15 protein-coding genes are annotated in these 22,863 nt (G+C 51.7%); 7 read left to right on the forward strand and 8 right to left on the reverse strand.

Annotated features, from left to right (window positions below):
• Positions 1–4 precede the first annotated feature (4 nt).
• Complete coding sequence (locus AACQ84_RS05900) at positions 5–958, reverse strand: heme o synthase (RefSeq protein WP_012306782.1); 954 nt, start codon at positions 956–958, stop codon at positions 5–7.
• Positions 959–1,012: 54 nt separating this feature from the next.
• Positions 1,013–1,927, reverse strand: a complete 915-nt coding sequence (locus tag AACQ84_RS05905) for a COX15/CtaA family protein (RefSeq protein WP_012306783.1) — start codon at positions 1,925–1,927, stop codon at positions 1,013–1,015.
• A 386-nt stretch (positions 1,928–2,313) separates the two neighbouring features.
• Here AACQ84_RS05905 and AACQ84_RS05910 point away from each other — a divergent pair, with 386 nt between their 5' ends.
• The 3 genes from AACQ84_RS05910 (at position 2,314) to AACQ84_RS05920 (ending at position 5,653) form a co-directional block, all read left to right on the forward strand.
• On the forward strand, positions 2,314–3,309 hold the full coding sequence (locus AACQ84_RS05910; protein WP_012306784.1) for a cytochrome c oxidase subunit II: 996 nt from the start codon (positions 2,314–2,316) through the stop codon (positions 3,307–3,309).
• Between the two features lie 84 nt (positions 3,310–3,393).
• The gene (ctaD, locus tag AACQ84_RS05915; RefSeq protein ID WP_012306785.1) at positions 3,394–5,040 is read left to right on the forward strand and encodes a cytochrome c oxidase subunit I; all 1,647 of its coding nucleotides are present in this window, start codon (positions 3,394–3,396) and stop codon (positions 5,038–5,040) included.
• A gap of 13 nt (positions 5,041–5,053) precedes the next feature.
• Positions 5,054–5,653: a cytochrome c oxidase subunit 3 gene (locus AACQ84_RS05920; protein WP_012306786.1), complete on the forward strand. Its 600-nt coding sequence runs from the start codon at positions 5,054–5,056 to the stop codon at positions 5,651–5,653.
• A 77-nt stretch (positions 5,654–5,730) separates the two neighbouring features.
• On the opposite strand, the gene AACQ84_RS05925 is transcribed toward AACQ84_RS05920, so the two are convergent.
• The 3 genes from AACQ84_RS05925 to ispF are packed head-to-tail and all read right to left on the reverse strand — an operon-like array spanning position 5,731 to position 6,632.
• Positions 5,731–5,946 carry a type II toxin-antitoxin system HicB family antitoxin gene (locus AACQ84_RS05925; RefSeq protein ID WP_223209862.1) on the reverse strand — a complete coding sequence of 72 codons (216 nt, stop codon included), beginning with the start codon at positions 5,944–5,946 and terminating at the stop codon, positions 5,731–5,733.
• A 10-nt stretch (positions 5,947–5,956) separates the two neighbouring features.
• The gene (locus tag AACQ84_RS05930; protein WP_071819463.1) at positions 5,957–6,142 is read right to left on the reverse strand and encodes a type II toxin-antitoxin system HicA family toxin; all 186 of its coding nucleotides are present in this window, start codon (positions 6,140–6,142) and stop codon (positions 5,957–5,959) included.
• 10 nt (positions 6,143–6,152) lie between these two features.
• Positions 6,153–6,632 (reverse strand): 2-C-methyl-D-erythritol 2,4-cyclodiphosphate synthase, encoded by a 480-nt coding sequence (gene ispF / locus AACQ84_RS05935; RefSeq protein ID WP_012306788.1) that lies wholly within the window; start codon positions 6,630–6,632, stop codon positions 6,153–6,155.
• A 191-nt stretch (positions 6,633–6,823) separates the two neighbouring features.
• Between ispF and AACQ84_RS05940 the strand changes: the two genes are divergently transcribed.
• From AACQ84_RS05940 to mnmE, 4 genes are all read left to right on the forward strand, one after another.
• Positions 6,824–8,410: a hypothetical protein gene (locus AACQ84_RS05940; RefSeq protein ID WP_041443435.1), complete on the forward strand. Its 1,587-nt coding sequence runs from the start codon at positions 6,824–6,826 to the stop codon at positions 8,408–8,410.
• Between the two features lie 163 nt (positions 8,411–8,573).
• Positions 8,574–9,107 (forward strand): hypothetical protein, encoded by a 534-nt coding sequence (locus AACQ84_RS05945; protein ID WP_012306790.1) that lies wholly within the window; start codon positions 8,574–8,576, stop codon positions 9,105–9,107.
• 67 nt (positions 9,108–9,174) lie between these two features.
• Positions 9,175–9,639, forward strand: a complete 465-nt coding sequence (locus AACQ84_RS05950) for a single-stranded DNA-binding protein (protein ID WP_041443436.1) — start codon at positions 9,175–9,177, stop codon at positions 9,637–9,639.
• A 3-nt stretch (positions 9,640–9,642) separates the two neighbouring features.
• Entirely contained in the window at positions 9,643–11,025 is a 1,383-nt protein-coding gene (gene mnmE / locus AACQ84_RS05955; protein WP_012306792.1) for a tRNA uridine-5-carboxymethylaminomethyl(34) synthesis GTPase MnmE, read from the forward strand.
• A 2-nt stretch (positions 11,026–11,027) separates the two neighbouring features.
• Here the strand turns inward: mnmE and AACQ84_RS05960 are convergent, their stop codons facing one another.
• The 3 genes from AACQ84_RS05960 to ols all read right to left on the reverse strand — a co-directional run bounded on the left by AACQ84_RS05960 (position 11,028) and on the right by ols (position 22,766).
• Positions 11,028–12,482 (reverse strand): CmpA/NrtA family ABC transporter substrate-binding protein, encoded by a 1,455-nt coding sequence (locus tag AACQ84_RS05960; protein WP_041443437.1) that lies wholly within the window; start codon positions 12,480–12,482, stop codon positions 11,028–11,030.
• A gap of 17 nt (positions 12,483–12,499) precedes the next feature.
• Entirely contained in the window at positions 12,500–14,416 is a 1,917-nt protein-coding gene (gene dxs, locus AACQ84_RS05965) for a 1-deoxy-D-xylulose-5-phosphate synthase (protein WP_012306794.1), read from the reverse strand.
• Between the two features lie 187 nt (positions 14,417–14,603).
• On the reverse strand, positions 14,604–22,766 hold the full coding sequence (gene ols, locus AACQ84_RS05970) for a fatty-acyl-[ACP] elongase/decarboxylase Ols (RefSeq protein WP_012306795.1): 8,163 nt from the start codon (positions 22,764–22,766) through the stop codon (positions 14,604–14,606).
• Positions 22,767–22,863: the final 97 nt, after the last annotated feature.

A 22,863-nucleotide genomic window follows, 5' to 3' on the forward strand; every position in this document is an offset into this window, starting at 1 on the left:
TAATTTAAGTCAGGGAGGCTAAGGTTGTGGTCACCAGGGCAGTGACATCATGCACCGCAGGTAAACTATCCACCACCATCGCTGTACAAAGCAACATCATGTAAAGGATCGAATATTTAAACATTGACTTTGCTAGGGACTGATCAAAGGGATTTTGCTTCAATTCCCAGGCTTTTTGGATAAAAATGGCTCCCAGCACTAAGGCGGCGATCGCATAAAACAGCCCAGACGCTTGGAATGGGAACACCAGCAACAAACTAAAGGGCACAACGATTAATGTGTAAATCCAAATTTGATCGACGGTTATTTTCTCTCCCTTGACCACGGGCAGCATCGGCACCTCAACTTCTGCATAATCTTCTTTGATCATCAAGGCCAAGGCCCAGAAATGGGGCGGCGTCCAGAGGAAAATCAGTGCAAACAAAATCCAGGCCGACCAATCCAACTGACCCGTAACCGCCGCCCAACCCACCAGGGGCGGAATCGAGCCTGCGGCCCCACCGATCACAATATTTTGTACGTGGTGCCGTTTCAGCCAGTGGGTATAGACCAGCATATAAAACACAATGCCCGATAACGCTAAACAGGCGCTAAGCAGGTTCACAAATACCATTAACAGGGAAAAAGACAAACTCCCCAAAATCAGCGCAAAAATTAAAGCATGGCGTGGTTGAACGCGACCGGAAGGAATGGGCCGCTTACGGGTGCGCTGCATCGAAAAATCGATGTCCTGGTCATAGATACAGTTGAGGGTTTGGGCAGAGGCTGCGGCGAGGGTTCCCCCCAGCAACGTAATCAGTAACTTTACCGGGTCAATGTGACCGTGGGAGGCAATCCACATCGAAGCAGCGGTGGTAATCAGCAGTAGGGGAATAATGCGGGGTTTGGTGAGTTGGTAATAGCTTTTGATAACCGCCCAAAAGTTTTCATGGTGCGGAGAAAGGCTGGTGCCGAGCATAAAAATACCTGAATTTAATTAAAGACGCAGAGGAATGGAGAGATAGGGTTTGACTTAACTGGTGTGGGGCTGGCGATCGCGGAACGCAAAGACAGAAAACATCGCCAAAGTCCCAAGGAGGCTCGCCCCAACGGCCTGGTGGGTCACGGTGAGAGGCTCCACTTGCAGATGCAGTTTAAAGGTGGCTACCCCAATGAGAATTTGTAAGCACACCAGTAACATGGCGACATTGGCCAGGCTGCGGAGAGCAGGGTGGAGCGCTGGTGTCCGCCAAGCTATGATCACAGTGACGAGCGTTGCGAGGGTAGCAGGGACAACACCGACGATGTGACTGTCCATCACCACACACATATCCCCTTGGAAAAAGCACTGGTGCAAGGCCCACTGGGAGGCGACTAAACCTCCGGACAGGCTTTGGAGATAAATAAAAATGGCTGCCGTCAAACCAAACCAAGGTAATTTTCCGGCGGTGCCGTTGCCGCGATAGTCACTCAAACAACTGCCAATGGTGAGCAGGGTAACAAAGAAAAAGAGAGCCGTCCCCAGGTGGGCTGTGACGATATCAAAGCGTAGCAATTCGGTGACGGTTAATCCTCCTAGGATCCCTTGAAACACAATCAAAAACAGGGCAAAGCTCGCGGCCCATGGCAGCCAACGGGGTAGTACCGTCCGGAACCAGAGAGTGAGTCCCACCAAGGCGATCGCCGAGAGACCGATCAACATCGCGTCTAAACGGTGGAACCACTCCAAGAAAACCTGTAAATTCATCTGTTGGGTCGGCACCAGTTGCCCGTAGCACAGGGGCCAATCCGGACAAGCCAGTCCCGCATTCATCACCCGTGTTGCACTGCCAATCGCCATTAACAACAAGGTGGCGATCGCCATTTTCCAAACCAAACGACGAACCCATGTTTTCACCTGATCACTCGCTGGCGAAAAAGAATTTGGAGATGAAATGGAATGAGCCATGAAGCCTCCTCACAAAACGCTTAACAATCTACGGAGTCAGAACTGCCACAGATGTAAATAGCTACACAAATTAGATTTTAGGCTAAGAAAAATAGCTAAATCTCGTTAATTAACACTGTAGTGAACCCATTTAGACGCTGCTGTTCAGCGACCTATCCTGTACAAATTCTTTACATTTAAGCAACGAATAACCGAGGAAATCTAAATATAATCTTAAGTTTTTGGCCAGATAGATTACATAATTGAGTTTTAAATAACCTTGATACAAAATCATCAAGATTTGTCATCAGTCAACCATGAAGATTGTGACAAACCAAAGGCATTTCCAAACAGTTTGTTTTAACGTGGTAACCAGCAGTTATTCCAAAAAAGCTCCAACATTTCCCGTGAATATTCCCAATAGCATCACGACCTTGATCGCTGGAATTGCCATTACCCTCATCAGTCTCTGGTACGGTCAAAACCATGGTTTACTACCCGTTGCCGCCTCCGCCGACGCCAATGATGTCGATGAATTGTTTAATCTGATGATGACCATTGCCACTGGTCTTTTTATCTTGATTGAAGGGGTTTTGGTGATTTGTCTAATTCGATTTCGCCGCAAACAGGGGGATTTAACCGATGGCCCGGCGATCGAAGGCAATGTTCCCCTAGAGATTGTCTGGACAGCGATCCCCACCGTCATCGTCTTTATTTTGGCGATCTATAGCTTTGAAATCTATAACAAAATGGGCGGCCTCGACCCGATGGTCTCTGGGGGCGGTATGACCATGGCCCACCATCATCAACATAACCCCAATACCATGGACAACATGGTGGCAATGGAACCAGATTCTAAAATTGCCATTGGCATTGGTAAATCCATGTCGGCCAATGATGAAGATCCTTTAGTGGTTGACGTGAATGGCCTGCAATATGCCTGGATTTTCACCTACCCCGATACGGGCATTGTCTCCGGGGATCTCCATGTGCCTGTGGATCGCCCAATTCAACTCAACATGAAAGCAGCAGACGTGATCCATGCTTTCTGGCTCCCAGAATTTCGCATTAAACAAGATGTGATGCCCGGCCAGGTTTCACAACTGAGCTTTGTGGCCAACCGAGAAGGCACCTACCCGGTGATTTGTGCAGAATTGTGCGGCTCTTACCATGGCGGCATGAAAACTACGATGACCGTTGAAACGGCAGAGGGTTATGACCAATGGGTGCAGTCGCGCACAGTGGCGCTGCAAGATGGCGAGGGTCAACCGTTACCCGTCGATTCTACGGCCTTAACCGATGCAGAATTTCTCCAGGCCTACGCCGAGGAGATGGGGATTATTGAAAATACCCTAGAGCAGATTCCCCATCATCCTTTGGGAATGATGTCGATGGCCCAGTAAGGTCAGGCTTTTTCAAACAATTAAACCAACTAAACCTGTAACTAATTTTTTAGTAAACGCACGATAACTAATTAACGATCAACCATGAGTGACGCGACAATACACCATGCGGGCGATCGCAAATGGACGGACTACTTCACCTTTTGTACTGACCACAAAGTAATCGGGATTCAATATCTTGTTACGGCCTTCTTGTTTTACTTCATTGGTGGTGCATTAGCAGAGATTGTCCGCACAGAACTTGCGACCCCAGACCCAGACTTTGTTTCCCCCGAAGTCTATAACCAAATGTTTACGATGCACGGCACGATCATGATCTTCTTGTGGATTGTGCCCGCCGGAGCCGCCTTTGCCAATTACTTAATCCCACTGATGATCGGTGCGGATGATATGGCTTTCCCCCGGTTAAATGCCGTGGCCTTTTGGATGCAGCCCGTCGGCGGTATTCTTCTGATTCTGAGTTTCTTTGTAGGCGCACCCCAGGCGGGTTGGACGTCCTATCCGCCCTTGAGTTTGATCTCTGGGAAGTGGGGCGAAGAACTCTGGATTTTATGTCTGCTGATTTTGGGGACGGCTTCGATTTTGGGGGCGATTAATTTTGTCACCACGATTTTTAAGATGCGCGCCCCGGATATGGACATCCACAGTATGCCGCTGTTTTGTTGGGCGATGTTGGCGACTTCGGCGTTAATTTTGCTCTCGACTCCGGTCTTGGCCGCAGCTTTGATCTTGCTGTCCTTTGACCTAATGGCAGGCACAGCTTTTTTTAACCCCACAGGCGGTGGCGATCCGATTGTGTACCAGCACCTCTTTTGGTTCTATTCCCACCCGGCGGTGTACATTATGGTGCTCCCCTTCTTTGGGGTGATTTCAGAAATTCTCCCCGTCCACTCCCGCAAACCAATCTTTGGCTATCGGGCGATCGCCTACTCCGGTTTAGCAATTAGCTTTCTCGGTTTAATCGTCTGGGCGCACCACATGTTTACCAGTGGCACCCCTGGCTGGCTGCGGATGTTCTTTATGGCAACCACCATGCTCGTGGCAGTACCGACGGGGATCAAGATCTTTAGCTGGTGTGCGACCCTCTGGGGCGGCAAATTACAACTCAACTCCGCGTTACTCTTCGCCATTGGCTTTCTTTCGTCCTTCCTGATTGGCGGTTTAACAGGGGTGATGTTGGCAGCAGCTCCCTTTGATATCCATGTCCATGACACCTATTTCGTCGTGGGTCACTTCCACTATGTCCTCTTCGGTGGCTCTGTCTTTGCCCTCTTTGGGGCGGTGTACCATTGGTTCCCGAAAATGACGGGCAAAATGTACAACGAAACCTGGGGCAAAATTCACTTTGCGATGACCTTTATCGGCTTTAACATGACCTTTTTGCCGATGCACTATTTGGGTCTCCAGGGGATGAACCGCCGCATTGCCCTTTATGATCCCCAGTTCCAGCCCCTAAACCAAGTTTGTACCTTAGGGTCTTACATTTTGGCGTTATCAACGTTGCCCTTCTTGGTTTCAATCGTCTTGGGGTTAGTCAATGGGAAAGCAGCCGGACGGAATCCGTGGCGTGCTCTCACCCTGGAATGGCAAACGACCTCACCGCCGAGTATCGAAAACTTTGATGAGCCACCCGTCCTTTGGGCTGGCCCCTATGAGTATGGCATTGACGGGGAACCCAGAGACGAAGATTCCATTGAAGAGATGCTCGCTGAAGTGGCAGAAATGAGTTAGAGGAGTCGCAAAAATGCAAAGTTCAACCACCAATACGGCGATCGCCACCGATTATCAAACGCCCCCGACGGAACACCATGGCCATCCTGACTACCGGATGTTTGGCCTCGTGATGTTTCTGGTCGCAGAAAGTATGATTTTCCTGGGGCTGTTCGCCGCTTTTTTGATTTATAAGGCGACGATGCCTGGTTTCACAAAGGAATTAGAATTGCTCGTGCCCACGGTGAATACGATCATCCTGGTCAGCAGTAGCTTTGTGATGCACAAGGGCCAAAGCGCGATCAAAAACGACGACGTCAAAGGTCTCCAGCTATGGTTCGGGATTACGGCACTGATGGGGGCAGTCTTCCTTGGTGGCCAGGTCTATGAATATGCCCACATGGAGTTTGGCCTCACGGAGCATCTGTTTGGCAGTTGTTTCTATGTGCTGACGGGGTTCCACGGTCTCCACGTGACGGCAGGGCTGTTATTTACCTTGGCAGTGTTGTGGCGATCGCGCGAAGCCGGTCATTACAGTGGCCAGGCCCATTTTGGTGTCGAAGCAGCGGAACTCTACTGGCATTTTGTGGATGTGGTCTGGATTATCCTGTTCGGCCTTGTCTATCTGCTGTAATAGCTTCATTTCTTAAATCAATCCTTAAAAAGAGGAGGCCAATAATGTCTCCTCTTTTTTGTTGCTGCATTTATTTTTCACGCTGCAATTTCAACATAGGCAGAAGAAACAGAAGGCTGTGGAATTTCTAAGCCTTCTAATTGCAATCCTTCAAGGTGAAAGGCGATCGCCTCTTGCATATTTTGCGTCACTTCAACTTCTGTTGCCCCTGTTGCGACACAACCAGATAAATCTGGAGAATAAGCTGAATAACCCGTATCGGTTTTTTCGATGACGATTAGATAGCGCATCATTTCTACTTTATTACTTTAAACCAGCTTGTTTGAGAATACTATTTTGGGTTCCAGGAGCTAGTTCATCGCTGAATTTTCCTGCAACTGTTACTAATCCTAGTTTAGTTGGATGCTTGTACTGACGGTGACTTCCGCGAGTTCTAGTGAGGCTCCAACCATCTTGTTCTATAAGTTTGATAATTTCTTTAACTTTCATTATCCATGACTCATACTTGCACTAACAGGGCGACAGCATGGACACAAATTCCCTTTTCCTCACCCATGGCATCTAGTTTTTCATTGGTTGTGGCCTTAACACCCACCTGATCTGGATCAACTCCCAGGGCTTCAGCAAGACATTGAGTCATGGCTTGGATGTGCGATTTCAGTTTCGGGCGTTCAGCGACAATCACCGAGTCAATATTGCCAATTTGCCAGCCCCGTTCTTGGATGAGTTGATGTACCTGCTTGAGCAATTCAATGCTGTCAGCCCCTTTCCACTGGGGATCCGTAGGCGGAAAATAATGGCCAATATCCCCCAAACTGAGGGCACCCAACATCGCATCCATAATCGCATGGGTCAAAACATCTGCGTCGCTATGGCCATCTAAGCCGAGGTGGTGTTCTAGCTGAATGCCTCCCAAAATGAGGGGACGACCAGGCACGAGACGGTGGACATCGTAACCGTTACCAATGCGGATTTTCATAGGAGTTAGGGGCGGGCATAAAGTCACTGGTTAGGGTAGCATATCTCTTTTTATTTTCTGGGTGTGACGGCGATAAATTTCTGAGGCTAAGCTAATTTCTGGGGGAAAGCTGCCTTAGAATCACCTTAAGTAAGTTCACACATTCTGAGCACAATTTTTTTGGTTCAAGAATCCTATCGCAGGAAAAAAGTATGGCAATGAGGCAAGGCTGGCACAGTTTAATCCTGGGGAGTTTACTGCTGGGCACAGGCGGATCGGCACTGCTCTCACCTGTCCTAATACCTCCAACCTTTGCCCAAGAAGCCACCTCCACTACCCAAGGGCGTTCATTCCTTGCGGAGTTGTGGTTATTGAACCAAGGTTTTGTTGGTCTCCGGCCTGACCTAGAAGAATTCCCTGACAATTTGGCGGCGCTCAACACTGGGACAGCGGCTTTCGATGCAGAAATTTTTCGGAATGATCGGGCTGGCCTGCAACAACTCCAAGAACAGATCCGGTTGCTGGAAGGGCAACTGGCAACGATTCAAGACCCGGCCCAACGGGAAGCTTTAGCAACGGCGATCGCCAACCTTGATCAGCAGCTCAATAATCTCGCCAACCTGATTGAACCCTTTGCAGAGGGCTTTAATCCGGAAACAATCCGGCGGCTCCAGGAATTTTTAGATTTTTTTGAACGGCGCAACCTCAGTGAAGCGGACTATGGTTTCTACGGTAGCGTCACCCAAACAGAGCTCGAAGAATACCTTGCACAACAGTTAAGTGACCTCAGCGAAACCCTCAAAACCCTGAATGAAACCTCAACCCAAGGGGCGATCGCCCCGGATCTGGTCACCTCGATTGATTATCTCTACACGAGCCTAAGCCTGGAAAATACCGTTGTGGATGATGGCACGACTTTTTCGGCAATGATCCAAACCCTCCAGCGGGATAATCAGCGCCTGCGACAACGCCTGCGTACCACCAATTTTCTCCTGGGGCTGCTCCTTCTGTTAGGCACCGCGACCCTCGCCCTGTTTTATCTACGGAAACCGACCCCAGCAGCTTCGCCTGTCAATCGCTATTTTCCGGATGCGGAACCGGATTCCTTTGATCTCGATCGGCTAGAAGCAAAGCTTATCAAGCGACTCCAAAACACCTACGATCTTTCGCCCAAGGAAAATTTTGCGGCGATCGCCCCGCCACCAGTCACAACCCAACCCACCACTATTCCCTTCAGCGAAACACCGCCTTCACAGCCCCTAGCCGCGAACACCCTAGACGACCTAGAGGCATTCAATCCAGCTTCACAAACGCTCGATCACCTAGAGCCGAATCCTGTGGAAACAGAAATCAATGCAGACACAGACGCTGATTTTCCGGTGCAATTTCTCAATGCCTACGATGCCCTGGTGGAAACCTATAATGCCGATGCCATGGGCTTGGCCCCAGAGGCGATCGCCTTGGCTGTCCAACCGCCTGTGACCTCGGCCCTCGAAACTGACGGAAAAACTGAAAATTTCCTGAGCGGGTTATTATTCCAAACCGATGACCAAGGGGACTATTGGGCCATCGAAGTGCAAAATCAGTATTACCTTGTGCCCCGCGCCCAGCTTAAAATCACCCCCGATAACTACACTTTTTTCCAGCAAACTTTTATCTGCTACGGTAACCAAAAGCCAGATTTACAGACGATTAAATTACTCAAACCCGCTCGCATTGCCACCACAGATCAAGACAATCTTTGGGAATTGGTTCAACCGGGCATTGTTGTTTTAGAAAACGTTGAATCTTTAGCCTAAGTTTTAGACGAAATCATTTGGACAAATAATATTTACTCAACCTAGTAACGGCCCCTAATAAGTCCTTTGCGCCCCCGAAACTCTGTGGTAGAAAGCTAAAATTTACCTTAAAATAGCAGCAATTCTGGACAATTTCCGTTCCCTGGTTTTGAGGAGTATAAACATGAGCCTTGCTTGCATCGGCCGACAGCATTTAAGTCACTTGGCGATCGCCACGACTTTACTAACAGGACTCACTGGCGCGATTTACCAATCCACAGCCCAGGCCCAGGCCGCCTATGGTAGCTATGTGGGTGCTGGGGCGAGCGTTGGCGTTTCCTCCGACTGGAACGGCGAAGGTCAACAACTCAGTGCTGTTTTGGCGGCCCGCTATAAGTTTCTGAAATTACCTATTTCCCTCCGGACCCAAGCCTTTATCGGTTCTGGTAGTACCGCCATTGTGCCGACCATTTCCTATGATGTGCCCCTAACCTGGCAACTCGATGCCTATGTGGGTGCTGGTTATTCCTTCGCAACCGGAAACAACCCTTCCCCCGTCGGCGATCGAAACACCTTGGTGATTCAACCGGGACTTGATTATGCACTGCCCAATGGCAACACGGTGCTCTTTACCAATGCGGTGTTTGCCTTTGATGCCTATGAAGGTAAAAATGAAAAGGCCGTTGCGCTCCAAGGAGGGTTAGGTCTCCGCTTCTAAACGGCAACCCGTGGCTTTAAAAAAGTACAATTGAACCGTATGTTAGGCGATCGCCAACCGAGACGAAATGAATAGTTGTGTATTAATGGCGCGCATCCTAGGGGAACCAGAACTGCGCTATACCCCAGACAATACTCCCCTGGCTCAGATCACCATCGAATTTCCGGCGCTCCGGGAGGGAGACCCCGCCTGCCGACTCAAGGCCGTGGGTTGGGGCGATAACCTCAGCCAAGACATCCAGCAAAATTACCATGACGGTGATCAAGTGATCTTGACGGGACGACTGACGATGAACACCATCGAACGACCCGAAGGCTTTAAGGAAAAGAAGGCAGAGTTAGTGATTTCGCAAATCCAAGCTATTGGTGCTGGTCTAGGCCCCACCTCTCCTGGAACGACCATGACCCCTTCTGCTTCGACTTCACCCGTCACCCCCAGTAACGTGGTGCCCATCAACCCCATGGCTCCTGCTCCTAGTCCTGCCCCGGCTCCCAGTGAACCGGAACCGAACCTCGATGACATCCCGTTTTAGACTGTGAACCTAGGCGATACCATTGTTGCGATCGCCAGTGCCGTCGTCCCAAACCAAGGCAGCATTGGCATTGTCCGTCTATCTGGCGCAGCGGCTCTCCCCATTGCCCGTCAACTCTTTCAAGACCCTGGCCAGCAGACCTGGGAGAGTCACCGCATTCTGTACGGCTATGTCCGTCATCCCCAAACCCAAACGATTGTCGATGAAGCGCTGCTCCTGCTGATGTTGGCCCCCCGTTCCTTTACCGCTGAAGACGTGGTGGAGTTCCACTGCCACGGGGGCATTATTCCCGTGCAACAGGTGCTACAGCTTTGTTTAGGGGCAGGGGCGCGGTTGGCGACGCCAGGAGAATTTACCCTGCGCGCCTTTTTGAATGGTCGCATCGATCTCACCCAGGCCGAAAGTGTCGCGGAATTGGTGGGGGCAAAATCCCCCCAATCGGCCCAGGTGGCCCTAGCAGGCATCCAGGGGAAACTGGCCCAACCGATCCAACAACTCCGGGGTCAATGTTTAGATATTTTGGCGGAAGTGGAAGCCCGCATTGATTTTGAAGACGATTTACCTCCCCTCGATGAGCCGCAAATTCAGCGGGATCTGACCCAGGTGCTCGAAAAAGTGGCACAAATTCTCCAGACCTCTGACCGGGGCGAACTATTGCGCACGGGGTTAAAGGTAGCGATTGTGGGCCGTCCCAATGTGGGAAAATCGAGTCTGTTAAATGCCTGGAGTCGCAGCGATCGCGCCATCGTCACGGATTTGCCAGGGACAACGCGGGATGTGGTGGAGTCCCAGCTTGTGGTGCAGGGTATCCCGGTACAGGTATTGGATACGGCTGGCATCCGGGATACCGAAGATGCCGTGGAAAAAATTGGTGTTGCCCGTTCCCTTGCCGCTTCTCAGCAGGCGGATTTGATTTTGTTTACCATCGATGCGGCGGTGGGATGGACAGCGGCAGATCAAGAAATTTTTCAGCGAATTGTAGCCACAAAAGCCAATCAACCCTTAATTCTGATCCTTAATAAAATTGACATCGGCCAACCGGAGGCCATTGAAATTCCGCCCCAAGTGCAAGGGGTCGTCAAAACAGCGGCAGCCCAGCACCAGGGTGTGGATGAATTGGAAACGGCGATCGCCAATTTGGTGCAAGCGGGGAAAGTGGGGGCTGCGGATCTCGATTTTGCGATCAACCAACGGCAAGCCGCTGCCTTGGCCCAGGCGCAACAGGCCCTCATCCAAGTACGAGAAACTATTGCCCAAGGGTTGCCCCTGGACTTTTGGACAATCGATCTACGCAGTGCGATCCAGGCCCTAGGGGAAATTACCGGCGAAGGGGTGACTGAATCGGTTTTGGATCGGATCTTTAGCCGTTTTTGTATCGGGAAATAGGGTCAGGTGCGGATTTTAAACTGGTTAAGATAACTGGCCACTTGGTTCGGTAAAAAAGCCCGTTGGTCAATGAAGTGAATCTCTGACTTAAAAGACTCAGGCGGTAAACGTAACCCAAATCCCGGGGCGATCGCCCCGTAGGGTTCCGGGGGATAGGCTGCCGCCACCAGTTCGCGGGCATTTTGGGGATATTGTCGAAGCTCAAAATGTTGCCAGCGAACCATCTGGGTGAGGAGCCACAGGCCATGGGATTGCCAGCAATAATTAGCCTGGTCGGGGGCCGTAATCCGTCGCCCTTGGTCAAACCAAATGGGACTATCCCGCCGGGCAATAGGGCGATCGCCGTCTCCCCCGTAGAAATATTGGCCACTGAAGAGGGCGGTGAGGGCGGCGGGATCAAGGTCAAGGTTACTGGCCAAGAGCGGGCCAATGGTGGCCGCGTTGGTGGGGTCTTGGCAATATTGGCAACCCTGGAGGGTGGCGGCAATGAGAGCCTTAGCTGTATTTGGGTTTTCTTCTCGCCAGCCTGCACTGGTGGTAATCACCGGCCCCGGGTGGCCCTGCCAAATATCCCCTGAGAGGTATTGAATAAAACCAGAATCGGTGGCGATCGCCTCTTGTCCCCAAGGTTCTTGGCTGCAGTAGCCTTGGATCAACCCTGCCTGCAACTTATGACGCAACTCCGTGGGCGCAAAAGTCACCAATTCTAAATCTCGATCTGGATGGAAACCCAGGGCCGCCCACCAGTAGCGATAAAGATAAGCCGTTGTGCTGTAGTCGTGGTCTACCCCAAAGGTTTTTTCCGGTAAAGCCCGCACATAGTCCCGGTAGGCCGCCGCAAATTCTGCAAAATTCGCATAGTCGATGCCAGAACGAATATTATCAGCCCAGGTCTGTTGGCAGCCACAAAAAACACCGCCGTGGCGATGGATCTGCATCAACGCGACCAGATCAACCCTAGGACTTTTGAGCTGATAAATCAGTGGTGTCGAAAAAGAGGTAATCGCCGCATCAAAACGCGATTCTAGTAGCCCCTGCTCCACGGCCTGTTGATCTACCTGGGGATACAGCTCAACTTCCAGGCCATACTGCTCAAAAAAGCCTTGGGTGAGGGCCATCAGCCAGGGGGCGATCGCCAAGTCCGGCACATAACCCAGGGTGAGGGTTTGCTTTTCCGGGGCACTCAGATCTAATATCGGCGGAGTTGATTCTAAGTTAGCTTGCTTCGCAGATCTTCCTGGCAGACGAACGGTATCTGGGAGTCGATTGCAAGCAGTGAGACCATAACCCCAGGCAGCAAAGGTTCCGTATTTGAGCAGGTGGCGGCGTTTCATAGGCAAAAATACAGGGAGGCTCCCAAATTTTACGGGTTCGGTTTGGCGATCGCAATTTTCTGTGACGGTTCCACCATCAAAAAATCCCCAGGGCAGCGAGGGAGCACTGGGGATCAAAGTCAAAGCACAGTCAATTTTGCTTAAACGGTGGTGGTTGTCTTGGCGGCGTCTTTCTGGAAAAATGCCGCCCGAATGGATTCGGCCATCTGGGCTGGGGTCAACCCGTGGGCCGCTTTTGATTCCGCTGGAGTTGCATGATCCACAAGCACATCCCCAATGCCAAAGCGTTTTACGGGAACAAGCACATCATGATCCTGGAGCGCTTCACAGACCGCAGACCCAAAACCCCCCATTAAGCAACCCTCTTCAAAGGTGGCCACTTTACCAATTTGCTTGGCGAGGGGCGCAATGAGTTCAGAATCCAGGGGTTTCACAAAACGGGCGTTGATCACCGTGGCGCTAATGCCGTGTTCACTGAGAATTTCGGCCACCTGGAGGGTCGAGTGCACCATGGCACCATAGCCGATCAGGAGAATGTCATCACCATTGCGCAGGATTTCTCCTTTACCGATGGGCAGGGGTTCCCAGCCGTCTTCCATTAACGGTGCGCCAATGCCACTCCCCCTGGGATAACGCATGGCGATCGCCCCGTCCGTGTATTCAATCCCCGTGACGAGCATCCGTTGCAGTTCAGCTTCATCCTTGGGTGCCATCAACACAATATTGGGAATCAGGCGGAGATAGGCAATGTCATACATCCCCTGGTGGGTCGGCCCGTCGGCACCGACGATACCCGCCCGGTCAAGGCAGAAAAAGACTGGTAATTTTTGAATACAAACATCATGGATGATTTGGTCGTAGGCCCGCTGCAGGAAGGTCGAATAAATCGCCACCACTGGCCGCATTCCTTCACAGGCGAGGCCCGCTGCTAGGGTAACGGCATGTTGTTCGGCGATACCAACGTCGATGTACTGTTTTGGTAATCTCTGTTGGAGCTTATCTAACCCGGTGCCAGTGGCCATCGCCGCTGTAATCCCGACAATTTTGGGGTTGTTTTCTGCGAGGGTGGTCAGGGCATGGGCAAAGACCTTGGAATAGCTCGGTGGGGTTGGTTTCTTCGAGGGGAAAGCCTTGCCTGTGGCCAAGTCAAAGGGTTTCTGGGCATGGTAGCCTACTTGATCTTTTTCGGCGATCGCATAACCTTTGCCTTTAACTGTGGCGACGTGGACGAGGGTCGGGCCTTTGGCTTTATGGGCCTGTTTAAAGGTGCGGATCAGCTCTTCGAGGTTGTGGCCATCCACGGGGCCAAAATATTTAAAGCCTAATTCTTCGATGACGGCGCCAACTTTTGAGACAGCCAAGCGTTTCATGCTGTCCTTAAGCCGTTCCATCTCTGGGGTGAGGGAGTCCCCAAGGAACGGGAGGTGCTTAACCTGTTCTTCGAGGTTATCGGTCAAGAACTGAACGGGATCACTGAGGCGAACTTTATTGAGGTATCGCGAGATGGCTCCCACATTCGGGGAAATAGACATTTCATTGTCATTGAGAACCACCATTAAATTCGTATCGGGTAAATGACCCGCATGGTTGATGGCTTCGAGGGCCATGCCGCCGGTCAAGGCACCATCACCAATGACTGCCACACATTTAAACTCTTCTCCCTTGGCATCCCGTGCCAATGCCATCCCTAGCGCTGCGGAAATACTGGTCGAGGCATGGCCAGCACCAAAATGATCAAACACATTTTCACTGCGCTTAAGGTAGCCAGCTACCCCATCCTTTTGCCGGAGGGTGTGGAATTCGTTGTAGCGTCCGGTAATCAATTTATGGGGATAAGCCTGATGACCGACATCCCACACCACCTTGTCGCGATCGAGATCAAGGGTTTGGTAGAGGGCGAGGGTTAGTTCAACCACCCCTAAACCAGGGCCGAGGTGGCCACCACTTGCGGCAATCGTCTGGAGGTGTTTTTCGCGAATTTGCCGGGCAATCTCTTCCAACTGACGGACGGTCAAGCCGTGGAGTTGGTTCGGATGGGTAATTTCACTCAGGTGCATGGGTGTTTCTAGAGAGCGATCTTATAAAGGGGTCTAGTTCTCAGGATATCAGGTCTAACAATTTTAATCAGAAGATCCCGGTTAGTCCGGATGATCCCATGGGGTTGTGTGGGAATCTTGGTCAAGGTTCCACAGATGTTTAGGATCTAATATTTACGGGTTTTCGGACTGCACTTTGCAATATTTTTTATTGTGTTTTGGGTACAGGGGTCTGGAGTTGTTGATAAACAATTTGGGCGATCGCCTGGGGATTCTCAAAATGGAGGTTATGGCCGCCAGCAACCGTTAAACGTTGGGCCTGGGGGAGAGCCGCTTGGATCGCCTGGAGATCAGCAGGGCGGTTAAATTCACTCTGATCGCCATAGATGAGGGTGATCGGCGCTTGGATATCTTTGAGCAGGGCCAGGTAACGTCGTCTGCTAATGCCATTGAATTCAATGCCCGCCCGGGTACGGAGGAAAGCATCCCAACGCCACTGCACCCCTTTTTCGACGGATTTGGTGCTGCGCTGGGTGAGGAACGCCGAGAGGTCTTTGGGTAGTTGGGGCGTGGCTTGGCGGAGGCGACGGGCGGCCACTTCTAGGCTGGGGAAGATCGGGTGTTGGGGGGGCGCGGCGAGGTAATCGAGATGGGTCGTCAGGTGATTACCGGTTTCAGCGTCGTCGATGTCGTTGGGGACAATGGTTTCAACGAGGATCAACTTTTCTACCTGGGTTTGGCGAATTCCTGCATACATGGCACCGATGATGGAACCCATGGAGTGGCCCACCAAGGTAAAGGGGCGATCGCCTAATTGTTTGGCAAGGGCATCTACGTCAGCCAAAAAATCAAGCATGCTGTAGGACTGGGCATGGGCGGATTTGCCGTGACCACGCAGGTCTGGGGCCACAACCCAATAGCCCTGGGCCGCCAACTGGGGCGCGATGAGTTGCCAGGAGGCCCCCTGTTCGAGGATGCCGTGGAGAAGTAGCACCAATGGTTGGTGGCGATCGCCCCACTCACAGAGACAGGTTTCTAAACCGCGCACTGTCACGAACCGCTCCACCATCGAGGGCAAGGATTGGGTCTGGGGTGTTAGCTGGGGTTCCTGGGGGAGATCGTAAGCAAACGTTTCGGCCAACTGGATCGTATCCAGCTGGAGAGCAGCGGGCAGGGTAATTGAGCGCCATTTGTCGGCGAGGGCCGGATCAATGGTTTTGTGCTGGAGGAAATTGGGATCCCCGACGCCCATGGACTGTTGGTGGAGGCCATCGGTAAGGCGATCGCCGCTGTAGGGATTGAGGAGCGCTTCGTCAAAGTCCACCCCCAGGAAATCACAAATATTTGTCAAAACTTTGCGGGGGTCACGGACGAGATCTTCGTAAATCACCTGGAGATATCGATCCGCACCAACCGTGCGACCCAGGTCTAAAATATTGCGGTTGCTGGTGCGCCAAATGGACTCCGCGAGGGCGTAGGGGTTCTGCTGCTCGGCCCCCAGCAGTTTATCCATCCGCAGTCGGGTAAAGGATTCAATCACCGCGTAGGGATGGCGTACCAGATGGATATATTTGGCCTGGTCAAAGAGGATTTCGCTGTGGTCTAGAATATGGCGATCGCTGCCGTAGCTGGGAGATTTGTCGATGAGTAAACGTTGTTCCGCCTGCCGTTGGAGATAGGCATAGATGTCTGCAATGGGTGTATTCGCTTTGACCCATTGGTTGACCTTCGCCTGGCTTGCCTCTGGGGTGAGGTTTTCTAGATCCATTAAGGCCCGTTGTAACCCTTCGCCGAGGTGGGATAGACCCAATTCCTGGTGGCGATCGCCCATAGTCTCAAAGGGGAGCAAATGCAGCTCTGGCGGCGAATATAACCCCGGATGTCCGGCTAACATCACCCGCAGCAACGTCGAACCCGACCGGGGGCTAGAGAGGATAAAGGCAATGGGATTCGGGTTTTTGTGGTCAGGTTTTTGCCACTGTTTTTTTGTTTTGACCGAAAGGCTTTGGGAGGGAATCGCTGCTGCCGCCGTTGCTGCTTCAGAATCATGGGCCTTGGTGAATTCCGCCGCTAGATAGGCCGTCAACACATCAAGTCTGGGCCGTTCGTAGATTTCCCTGGGGTACAACATCAGTTGTAAATCCTGCTTGAGGCTGGCGATCGCCTCCATGATCATCAACGAATCCATGCCCAGATCCAACAGGCTATCGTGGCTTTGAATTTGCTCAATTTCTAACTTGAGGATTTGCGCCACAGACCGCCGCAGATAATCCAGTAGATAGTCAGCCCGCTGAGAAGCTTCTAGGTTGATTAATTTGTCAAAAATTGAAGCCGTTGGGGGCACAGCCTCAGCAGAGGGAATAACGGCTGCAAAGTAATGGGTTTTGGCAAATTCGGGGAACTGTTTGGCCAGGTTTTGCCAGTCCGGTTTAAAGACCCCCATTTCCCCCTGGGCGCCCAAGACTTTTTCGAGGATTGTTAGTCCCTGGGGGGGCGGCAGCCACGCTAAATTTTGGTTGCTGAGGGAGTTGGCCATTCCCCCTTCGGCCCAAGGCCCCCAATGGATCGCCAGGGCGGGTAAACCTTGGGCTTGTCGATATTGGGCGATCGCCGCCATGCCCCGGTTTGCGGCGGCATAATTCCCCTGTCCCGGTGAACCGAGCACCCCTGCCACAGAGGAAAACAACACAAAAAAATCCAGATCGAGCTTTTGACTATGGCGGTGCAGATGCCATGTCCCTTTCATTTTGGCGGCGGCGACGGTCTGGAACTTTTGCCAAGTTTGTTGTTGCAGCAAACCATCAGCTAAGGTACCCGCCGCATGGAAAATTCCTTTGATGTGGGGATAGGTTTGAAACAGCTTTGCCACCTGGGCTGCGTCGGCTAAATCGCAAGGATAAACCACCGCATTGGTCGGTAACGTCTGCTGATCCGCTGCCGGAGCGCGCCGGCTGACGAGAATTACTTTTTCTGCTCCTGCTGCGGCTAGCCATTGGGCAATTTTACGGCCAATGGCCCCCAGTCCCCCTGTCACTAGATAGGTCTGTTGGGGTTGAATCTGGAGATTTTTCTGGGGCAGTGACGGTTGCTTTTTGAGCTGTGCCCCGTAGAGTTTTTGGTGCCGCACGGCCAACTGCTGCACCTGTCTTTGTTGGCAAATCTGGGCAAAATTTGGCAGGCTGTCATCGACATCAATAATTCCCCCCCACAACTCTGGATGTTCGAGGGCGATCGCCTGGGCGAGTCCCCATAATCCCCCTTGGGCAAATCCGGTGACAGCATCGGTTTCAAGCACCCGTTGGCTCTGGTGGGTCACAAACCAGCAGGGAACCGCGATCTTTTGTTGATACAGGGTTTGGATCAGTTGGAGGGCGAAGCCACTGGTTTGCTTTTGAATTTCATCTAGGTCTTCTGGGTCTTCCCCTGGGGGACACAGGTAAAGGATGCCTGCTAAATTTTGGGAGCCGACGTGAGTAAATAAATTATCCAACGCATCGGCAGATACTTCCCAGGGGGCATTCGTCGGAAAATGATTGCTTTGGCCGAGATACACCCGCTGGGCGTTTTTAAATTGGGCTTCAATGGGCTGGTGATCATGGCGATCGCCCAAGATTAACCACAGCTTAGCCGACGGTTCAGGGGCCGGGGGCAAAGTGTCCAGGGGCGTCCACGCCACCTGATACAACCAATCATTGAGATCGTCAGGGCCTGGGTTCACAGATTCGGTCTCAACAGTTTGCCAAGAGCCTTGATTAAACCAATATCGTTGCCGTTGGAAGGGATAGGTGGGCAGAATCAGTTTCCGGCGGCGATCGCCAGCTTCCACGGTCTGCCAGTCAATGTTTAGCCCTTGCTCATACAGTTTGCCGAGACTGGTCAAAATTTCCGGCCAAGGCTCACTATGGGGACGTAAACTGGGCAACCAAACCGCTTCTTGTTCAGCTAAGCAATGGCGTCCCATACTCAGGAGCACTGGTTTTACGCCGATTTCGAGATAAACATTGACACCCGCTTGGGCCAGGGTTTGGATGCTCTGGACAAATTTGACGGGTTGCGAAACGTGCTTAACCCAATAGTCGGCCTGGGCAATTTCCGCTTCAATCTGGCCGCCCGTGACATTGGAAATGAGCGGGATACGCGGCGGGTGGAAAGTAATTTGTTCAGCAATTTCCCGAAACTCTGCCAGCATGGGAGCCATCAAAGGGGAGTGGAAAGCATGGGAAACCTTGAGGGGTTTGGTTTTGATCCCTTGGCTTTGGAGTTTGTGAATACTGGCTTCGAGGCAGGGGGTCTTTCCTGATAGCACCAAATGGGAACCGTTTTCGGCTCCGACGGTCAAATGCTCCGATAGGTAGGGTTTGATGACCGTTTTATCGGCAAAGACCGCCGCCATACTGCCATTGCTGGGTAGGGCGTGCATCAGTTTGCCCCGGGCCGTAATTAATTTCATGCCGTCTGCCAGGGAAAATACCCCCGCCAGACAAGCCGCGACATATTCGCCGACGCTATGGCCCATGCAAAAGTCTGGCGTCACGCCCCAGCTTAACCATAGTTGGGCGATCGCATATTCAACAGCAAAGAGGAGGGGCTGGGTATAGACAGTTTCGTGGACGAGGTCAGGGTTATGGTTACCGTACAGCAGGTCGGTGAGGGCAGGGGCTTCGGGGGAATAGGTCTGCCAGAGGCGATCGCACTCATCCAGCACTTGCCGAAATACTGGGCTGGTTTGGTACAGTTGTTGCCCCATGCCGTAGTATTGGGAACCTTGCCCCGTAAACAAAAAGGCAATTTTTGCGGGGGAACTGAGGCGTGGTTGGGCCAGAAAATCTTGATTGAGAGTTTGTTGTAAATCGGCGACTTGTTTAAAGACAAAAAAACGACGTTCTTTGAGGGGCGATCGCCCGGTATTGGCAGACAAACAGAGATCGCGTGGGTCAACGCTGGGATGTTGGGCCAGATAGTCTCCATAGCTTTTTTGCAGGGCATTTAAGGCCTGGGCATTTTTAGCAGAAAGGGTCAGCAAATGCCAAGGGCGGTCTTGGGTAGCCGGAGGAGCAAGGGGAGATTTTTGTTGAGCATAGTCCCCGACAATCACGTGGGCATTGGTGCCACCAAACCCAAAGGAACTTACCCCAGCAAACCGTTTTTGTGACCCGCCTGACCAAGGCTGATCTTTGCTCGCAATGGTCACTAAACCGTCTAGATCAATGCGGGGATTGAGCTGCTTAAAATGCAAATGTTGGGGAATCATTCCATGCTCTAGGGACAAAATCACCTTGATTAAGCCCGCGATGCCCGCCGCTGCCTCGAGGTGACCAATGTTTGTTTTCACAGAACCCACCACACAGGGCTGTTCCCGCTGCGCCGTTTGTAAAACCGCCTTCAGGGAATTAATTTCAATGGGATCACCCAGGGGCGTGCCGGTGCCGTGGGCCTCTAGGTAAGCTAAATCGGCGGCGGTAATGCCGGCTTGGGCCAGGGCTTGGCGAATAACGGCCTGTTGCGATCGCCCGTTGGGAGCCGTCAAACCGTTACTGCGTCCATCTTGATTCACCGCCGAACCGTGGATCACCGCGAGAATATTATCCCCGTCCCGTTCTGCCTGGGCCAGGGGTTTGAGGAGAACGACCCCACAACCTTCGCCCCGCACATAGCCATCAGCCTCGGCATCAAAGGTCTGGCAACGGCCCGTCTTACTCATCATGCCCGCCTGGGTAAAAGTCTGGGTCACATCGGGGGTCAAAATCAAATTCACCCCGGCGGCGATCGCCAACTCCGATTCGCCGTTGATTAAACTTTGACAGGCCAGATGTACCGCCACCAGAGAAGAGGAACAGGCCGTATCGATGCTCAGAGAAACGCCCCGGAGATCGAGGAAATAAGACAGACGATTCGCAGCAATACTGTGGGCGTTGCCCGTCCCCATGTAGGGATTGATCGGATTGTTTTCCCGCACCTGCAACTGGGCATAATCACTATTACTAATGCCGACAAAAACCCCCGTTTGGGAATGGCGTAAACTTTCTGCCGGAATATTTGCCCGTTCCAAGGCTTCCCAGGTTACTTCTAACAGTAAGCGTTGCTGGGGATCCATTTGTTCCGCTTCCCGGGGGGAAATGCCAAAAAATTGCGGCTCAAACTGGTCAATATCTTCTAAAAAACCACCCCATTCTCCCGTGGCCCAGCGAGTTTTAAGGGGGCGAACTCCATCTTTACCATTACGTAATAATTCCCAAAAAGCTTCGGGGTTGTCAGCTTGGGGAAAACGACAACTGAGACCCACCACGGCAATTTCTTTGCCCTGAATTTTCGGCACCTGTGGTATTTTCTCTAGCGCTTGATTACCCTGGACCAAAAACTGAGCCAGGGTGCGAATGGTCGGATAATCGTAGGCCAGAGTGGGGTCTAATTTTCGACCTAGCCAATCCTCTAAGTCGGCTGTGACCTGTACTGCTTGCACTGAATCCAGCCCATAACTTGCAAAGGGTTCCGTTTCGTCTAATTGTTGGGGCGTAATGCCGAGGCGATGGGCAATATTATCCTTAAGCCAGGCTTCAATTTGCTGTTGGTGCTGGTCAGGCAGGGGAAAATTCGTTGATGTTGTCGTAGAAGGGGTAACGGCTTGTGTCCCAATTCCTTTTCCTTCTTTTTGGTGGCTGGGTTGCCACTCCCCAACCACAGCCAAGCTTCCGTCTAGAAAACCAGCTTTGCAGGCATGGCGACGAATCTTCCCGCTGGATGTTTTGGGAATGCTACCGGGTTTAATAAAACAAATGGCCTGGGGTTGCAGTTGATGTTCGGCGGCGATCGCCCCACGAATAGCTTGGGCTACTGCCGCGACATTTAATTTGCGGGCATATTTACGCTCAACTTCCTGGACAATGACTAACTGTTCTTCCCCGTTAACGTCTACTGATACAGCGGCTCCGGCCCCCTGTCGTAAAGCGGGATGGGCCACTTCGACGGTTAATTCAATGTCCTGGGGATAGTGGTTGCGCCCCCGGATAATCAGGAGATCCTTTAAACGACCCGTAATATACAGTTCGCCACCTTGCAAAAAACCCAGATCGCCCGTGCGTAAAAAGCCCGTTTCTGCACCGACGTTTCCCTGGAATTGTTGCTGGGTGAGGTCTGGCTTTTGCCAATAGCCCTGGGCAACACTTTCGCCCTTAACCCATACTTCGCCAATTTCACCGACGGTACATTCTGTTAAAGCCTGGGGGTCAACAATTTTGACAATTTGGTCGCCAATCACTTCACCACTGCCGACCAAGGTCACCGTTGTTTCTGTCCCTTGGGCAGGGCGAACTTGGTTTGCTTCGATGCCCTGTTTGCTGACGATAATTTCCTGGGGAAGCTGGGCACGACCATTACCACCGGAAACGATCAGGGTGGTTTCAGCCATACCATAACAGGGATAAAATGCTGATTTTTGAAAGCCTGCTGTAGCGAAGGTTTTCGCAAAATTTTCGAGGGTCACAGCGCGGATCGGTTCGGCCCCGGAAAAAGCCAGTCGCCAACAGCTCAAATCGAGTTCTCTGATTTGTTCCGGGGTAATTTGGCTGGCACAGAGATCATAGGCAAAATTCGGCGCACCGCTGGTGGAAACCCGATAATCGTTGATCGCCTTTAGCCACCGAAAAGGTCGCTGCAAAAAGGCCACGGGAGGCATTAAAATTTGCGTTGCTCCCACATAGATGGGCTGTAAAATCCCACCGATCAAGCCCATATCATGGTAGGGCGGCAACCAGGAAACGCCCATACTCGCCTCTGTATCCTGGAATCCTTGGTTAATCAAGCCGGAGTTGTGGATCAAATTGTGGTGGGAAACCATCACTCCTTTAGGATCGCCCGTGGAGCCACTGGTGTATTGCAAAAAAGCGAGATCTGTGCCGGAAATGTTCGGTTTTTGCCAATTTTTTCCTGAAATTAATTCAACTTGATCTGTAGCCAAACAATGAAAATCCGTACCTTCTAAAGCTTCGAGGCGATCGGCAATTTTATCTTTAAGTTCTGTTGTGGTGAGGGCAAATTTTGCCTGGGCATCTTGGATAATGCTATGGAGGCGGTCAAAGGATTTATTCGGCCGTGGTGGGTAAGCTGGCACCGCAACAACACCAGCATACAAACATCCCAAAAAGGCACCGATAAACTCTAAACCCGGTGGATAAAGTAATAATGCCCGTTGCCCTTGAGCCTGGTTAGCTTGCAAAAAAGCGGCGATCGCCTGGGCTTTTTGGTCTAATTCTCCGTAGGTCAGGGCCGCAGATTCCGCTTCGCCATCAGCCAGAAAACTAAACACGGTTTTCCGCGCCTGAAGTTTAGCTCTGTACTGGAGCAGATCGACGAAATTTGCAAATTGACCAACCATGTATGCCTTAGCAACTCCTGTGAATGGAAATTCTGGACTCCGTATCCTAGCAATTTTTACGAATACCCACGGGCTATAGCCTAGTTAACCATATTAA

Source organism: Picosynechococcus sp. PCC 7002 (genome assembly GCF_963860125.1).
Classification (GTDB): Bacteria; Cyanobacteriota; Cyanobacteriia; order Cyanobacteriales; family MRBY01; genus MRBY01.

What these genes read in the sequence shown, in the direction of transcription:
- AACQ84_RS05900 (WP_012306782.1), bottom strand. Translation starts at nt 958, where the DNA reads ATGCTCGGCACCAGCCTTTCTCCGCACCATGAAAACTTTTGGGCGGTT.
- AACQ84_RS05905 (WP_012306783.1), bottom strand. Translation starts at nt 1,927, where the DNA reads ATGGCTCATTCCATTTCATCTCCAAATTCTTTTTCGCCAGCGAGTGAT.
- ctaD (WP_012306785.1), top strand. Translation starts at nt 3,394, where the DNA reads ATGAGTGACGCGACAATACACCATGCGGGCGATCGCAAATGGACGGAC.
- AACQ84_RS05920 (WP_012306786.1), top strand. Translation starts at nt 5,054, where the DNA reads ATGCAAAGTTCAACCACCAATACGGCGATCGCCACCGATTATCAAACG.
- AACQ84_RS05925 (WP_223209862.1), bottom strand. Translation starts at nt 5,946, where the DNA reads ATGATGCGCTATCTAATCGTCATCGAAAAAACCGATACGGGTTATTCA.
- AACQ84_RS05930 (WP_071819463.1), bottom strand. Translation starts at nt 6,142, where the DNA reads ATGAAAGTTAAAGAAATTATCAAACTTATAGAACAAGATGGTTGGAGC.
- ispF (WP_012306788.1), bottom strand. Translation starts at nt 6,632, where the DNA reads ATGAAAATCCGCATTGGTAACGGTTACGATGTCCACCGTCTCGTGCCT.
- AACQ84_RS05940 (WP_041443435.1), top strand. Translation starts at nt 6,824, where the DNA reads ATGGCAATGAGGCAAGGCTGGCACAGTTTAATCCTGGGGAGTTTACTG.
- AACQ84_RS05945 (WP_012306790.1), top strand. Translation starts at nt 8,574, where the DNA reads ATGAGCCTTGCTTGCATCGGCCGACAGCATTTAAGTCACTTGGCGATC.
- AACQ84_RS05950 (WP_041443436.1), top strand. Translation starts at nt 9,175, where the DNA reads ATGAATAGTTGTGTATTAATGGCGCGCATCCTAGGGGAACCAGAACTG.
- dxs (WP_012306794.1), bottom strand. Translation starts at nt 14,416, where the DNA reads ATGCACCTGAGTGAAATTACCCATCCGAACCAACTCCACGGCTTGACC.
- ols (WP_012306795.1), bottom strand. Translation starts at nt 22,766, where the DNA reads ATGGTTGGTCAATTTGCAAATTTCGTCGATCTGCTCCAGTACAGAGCT.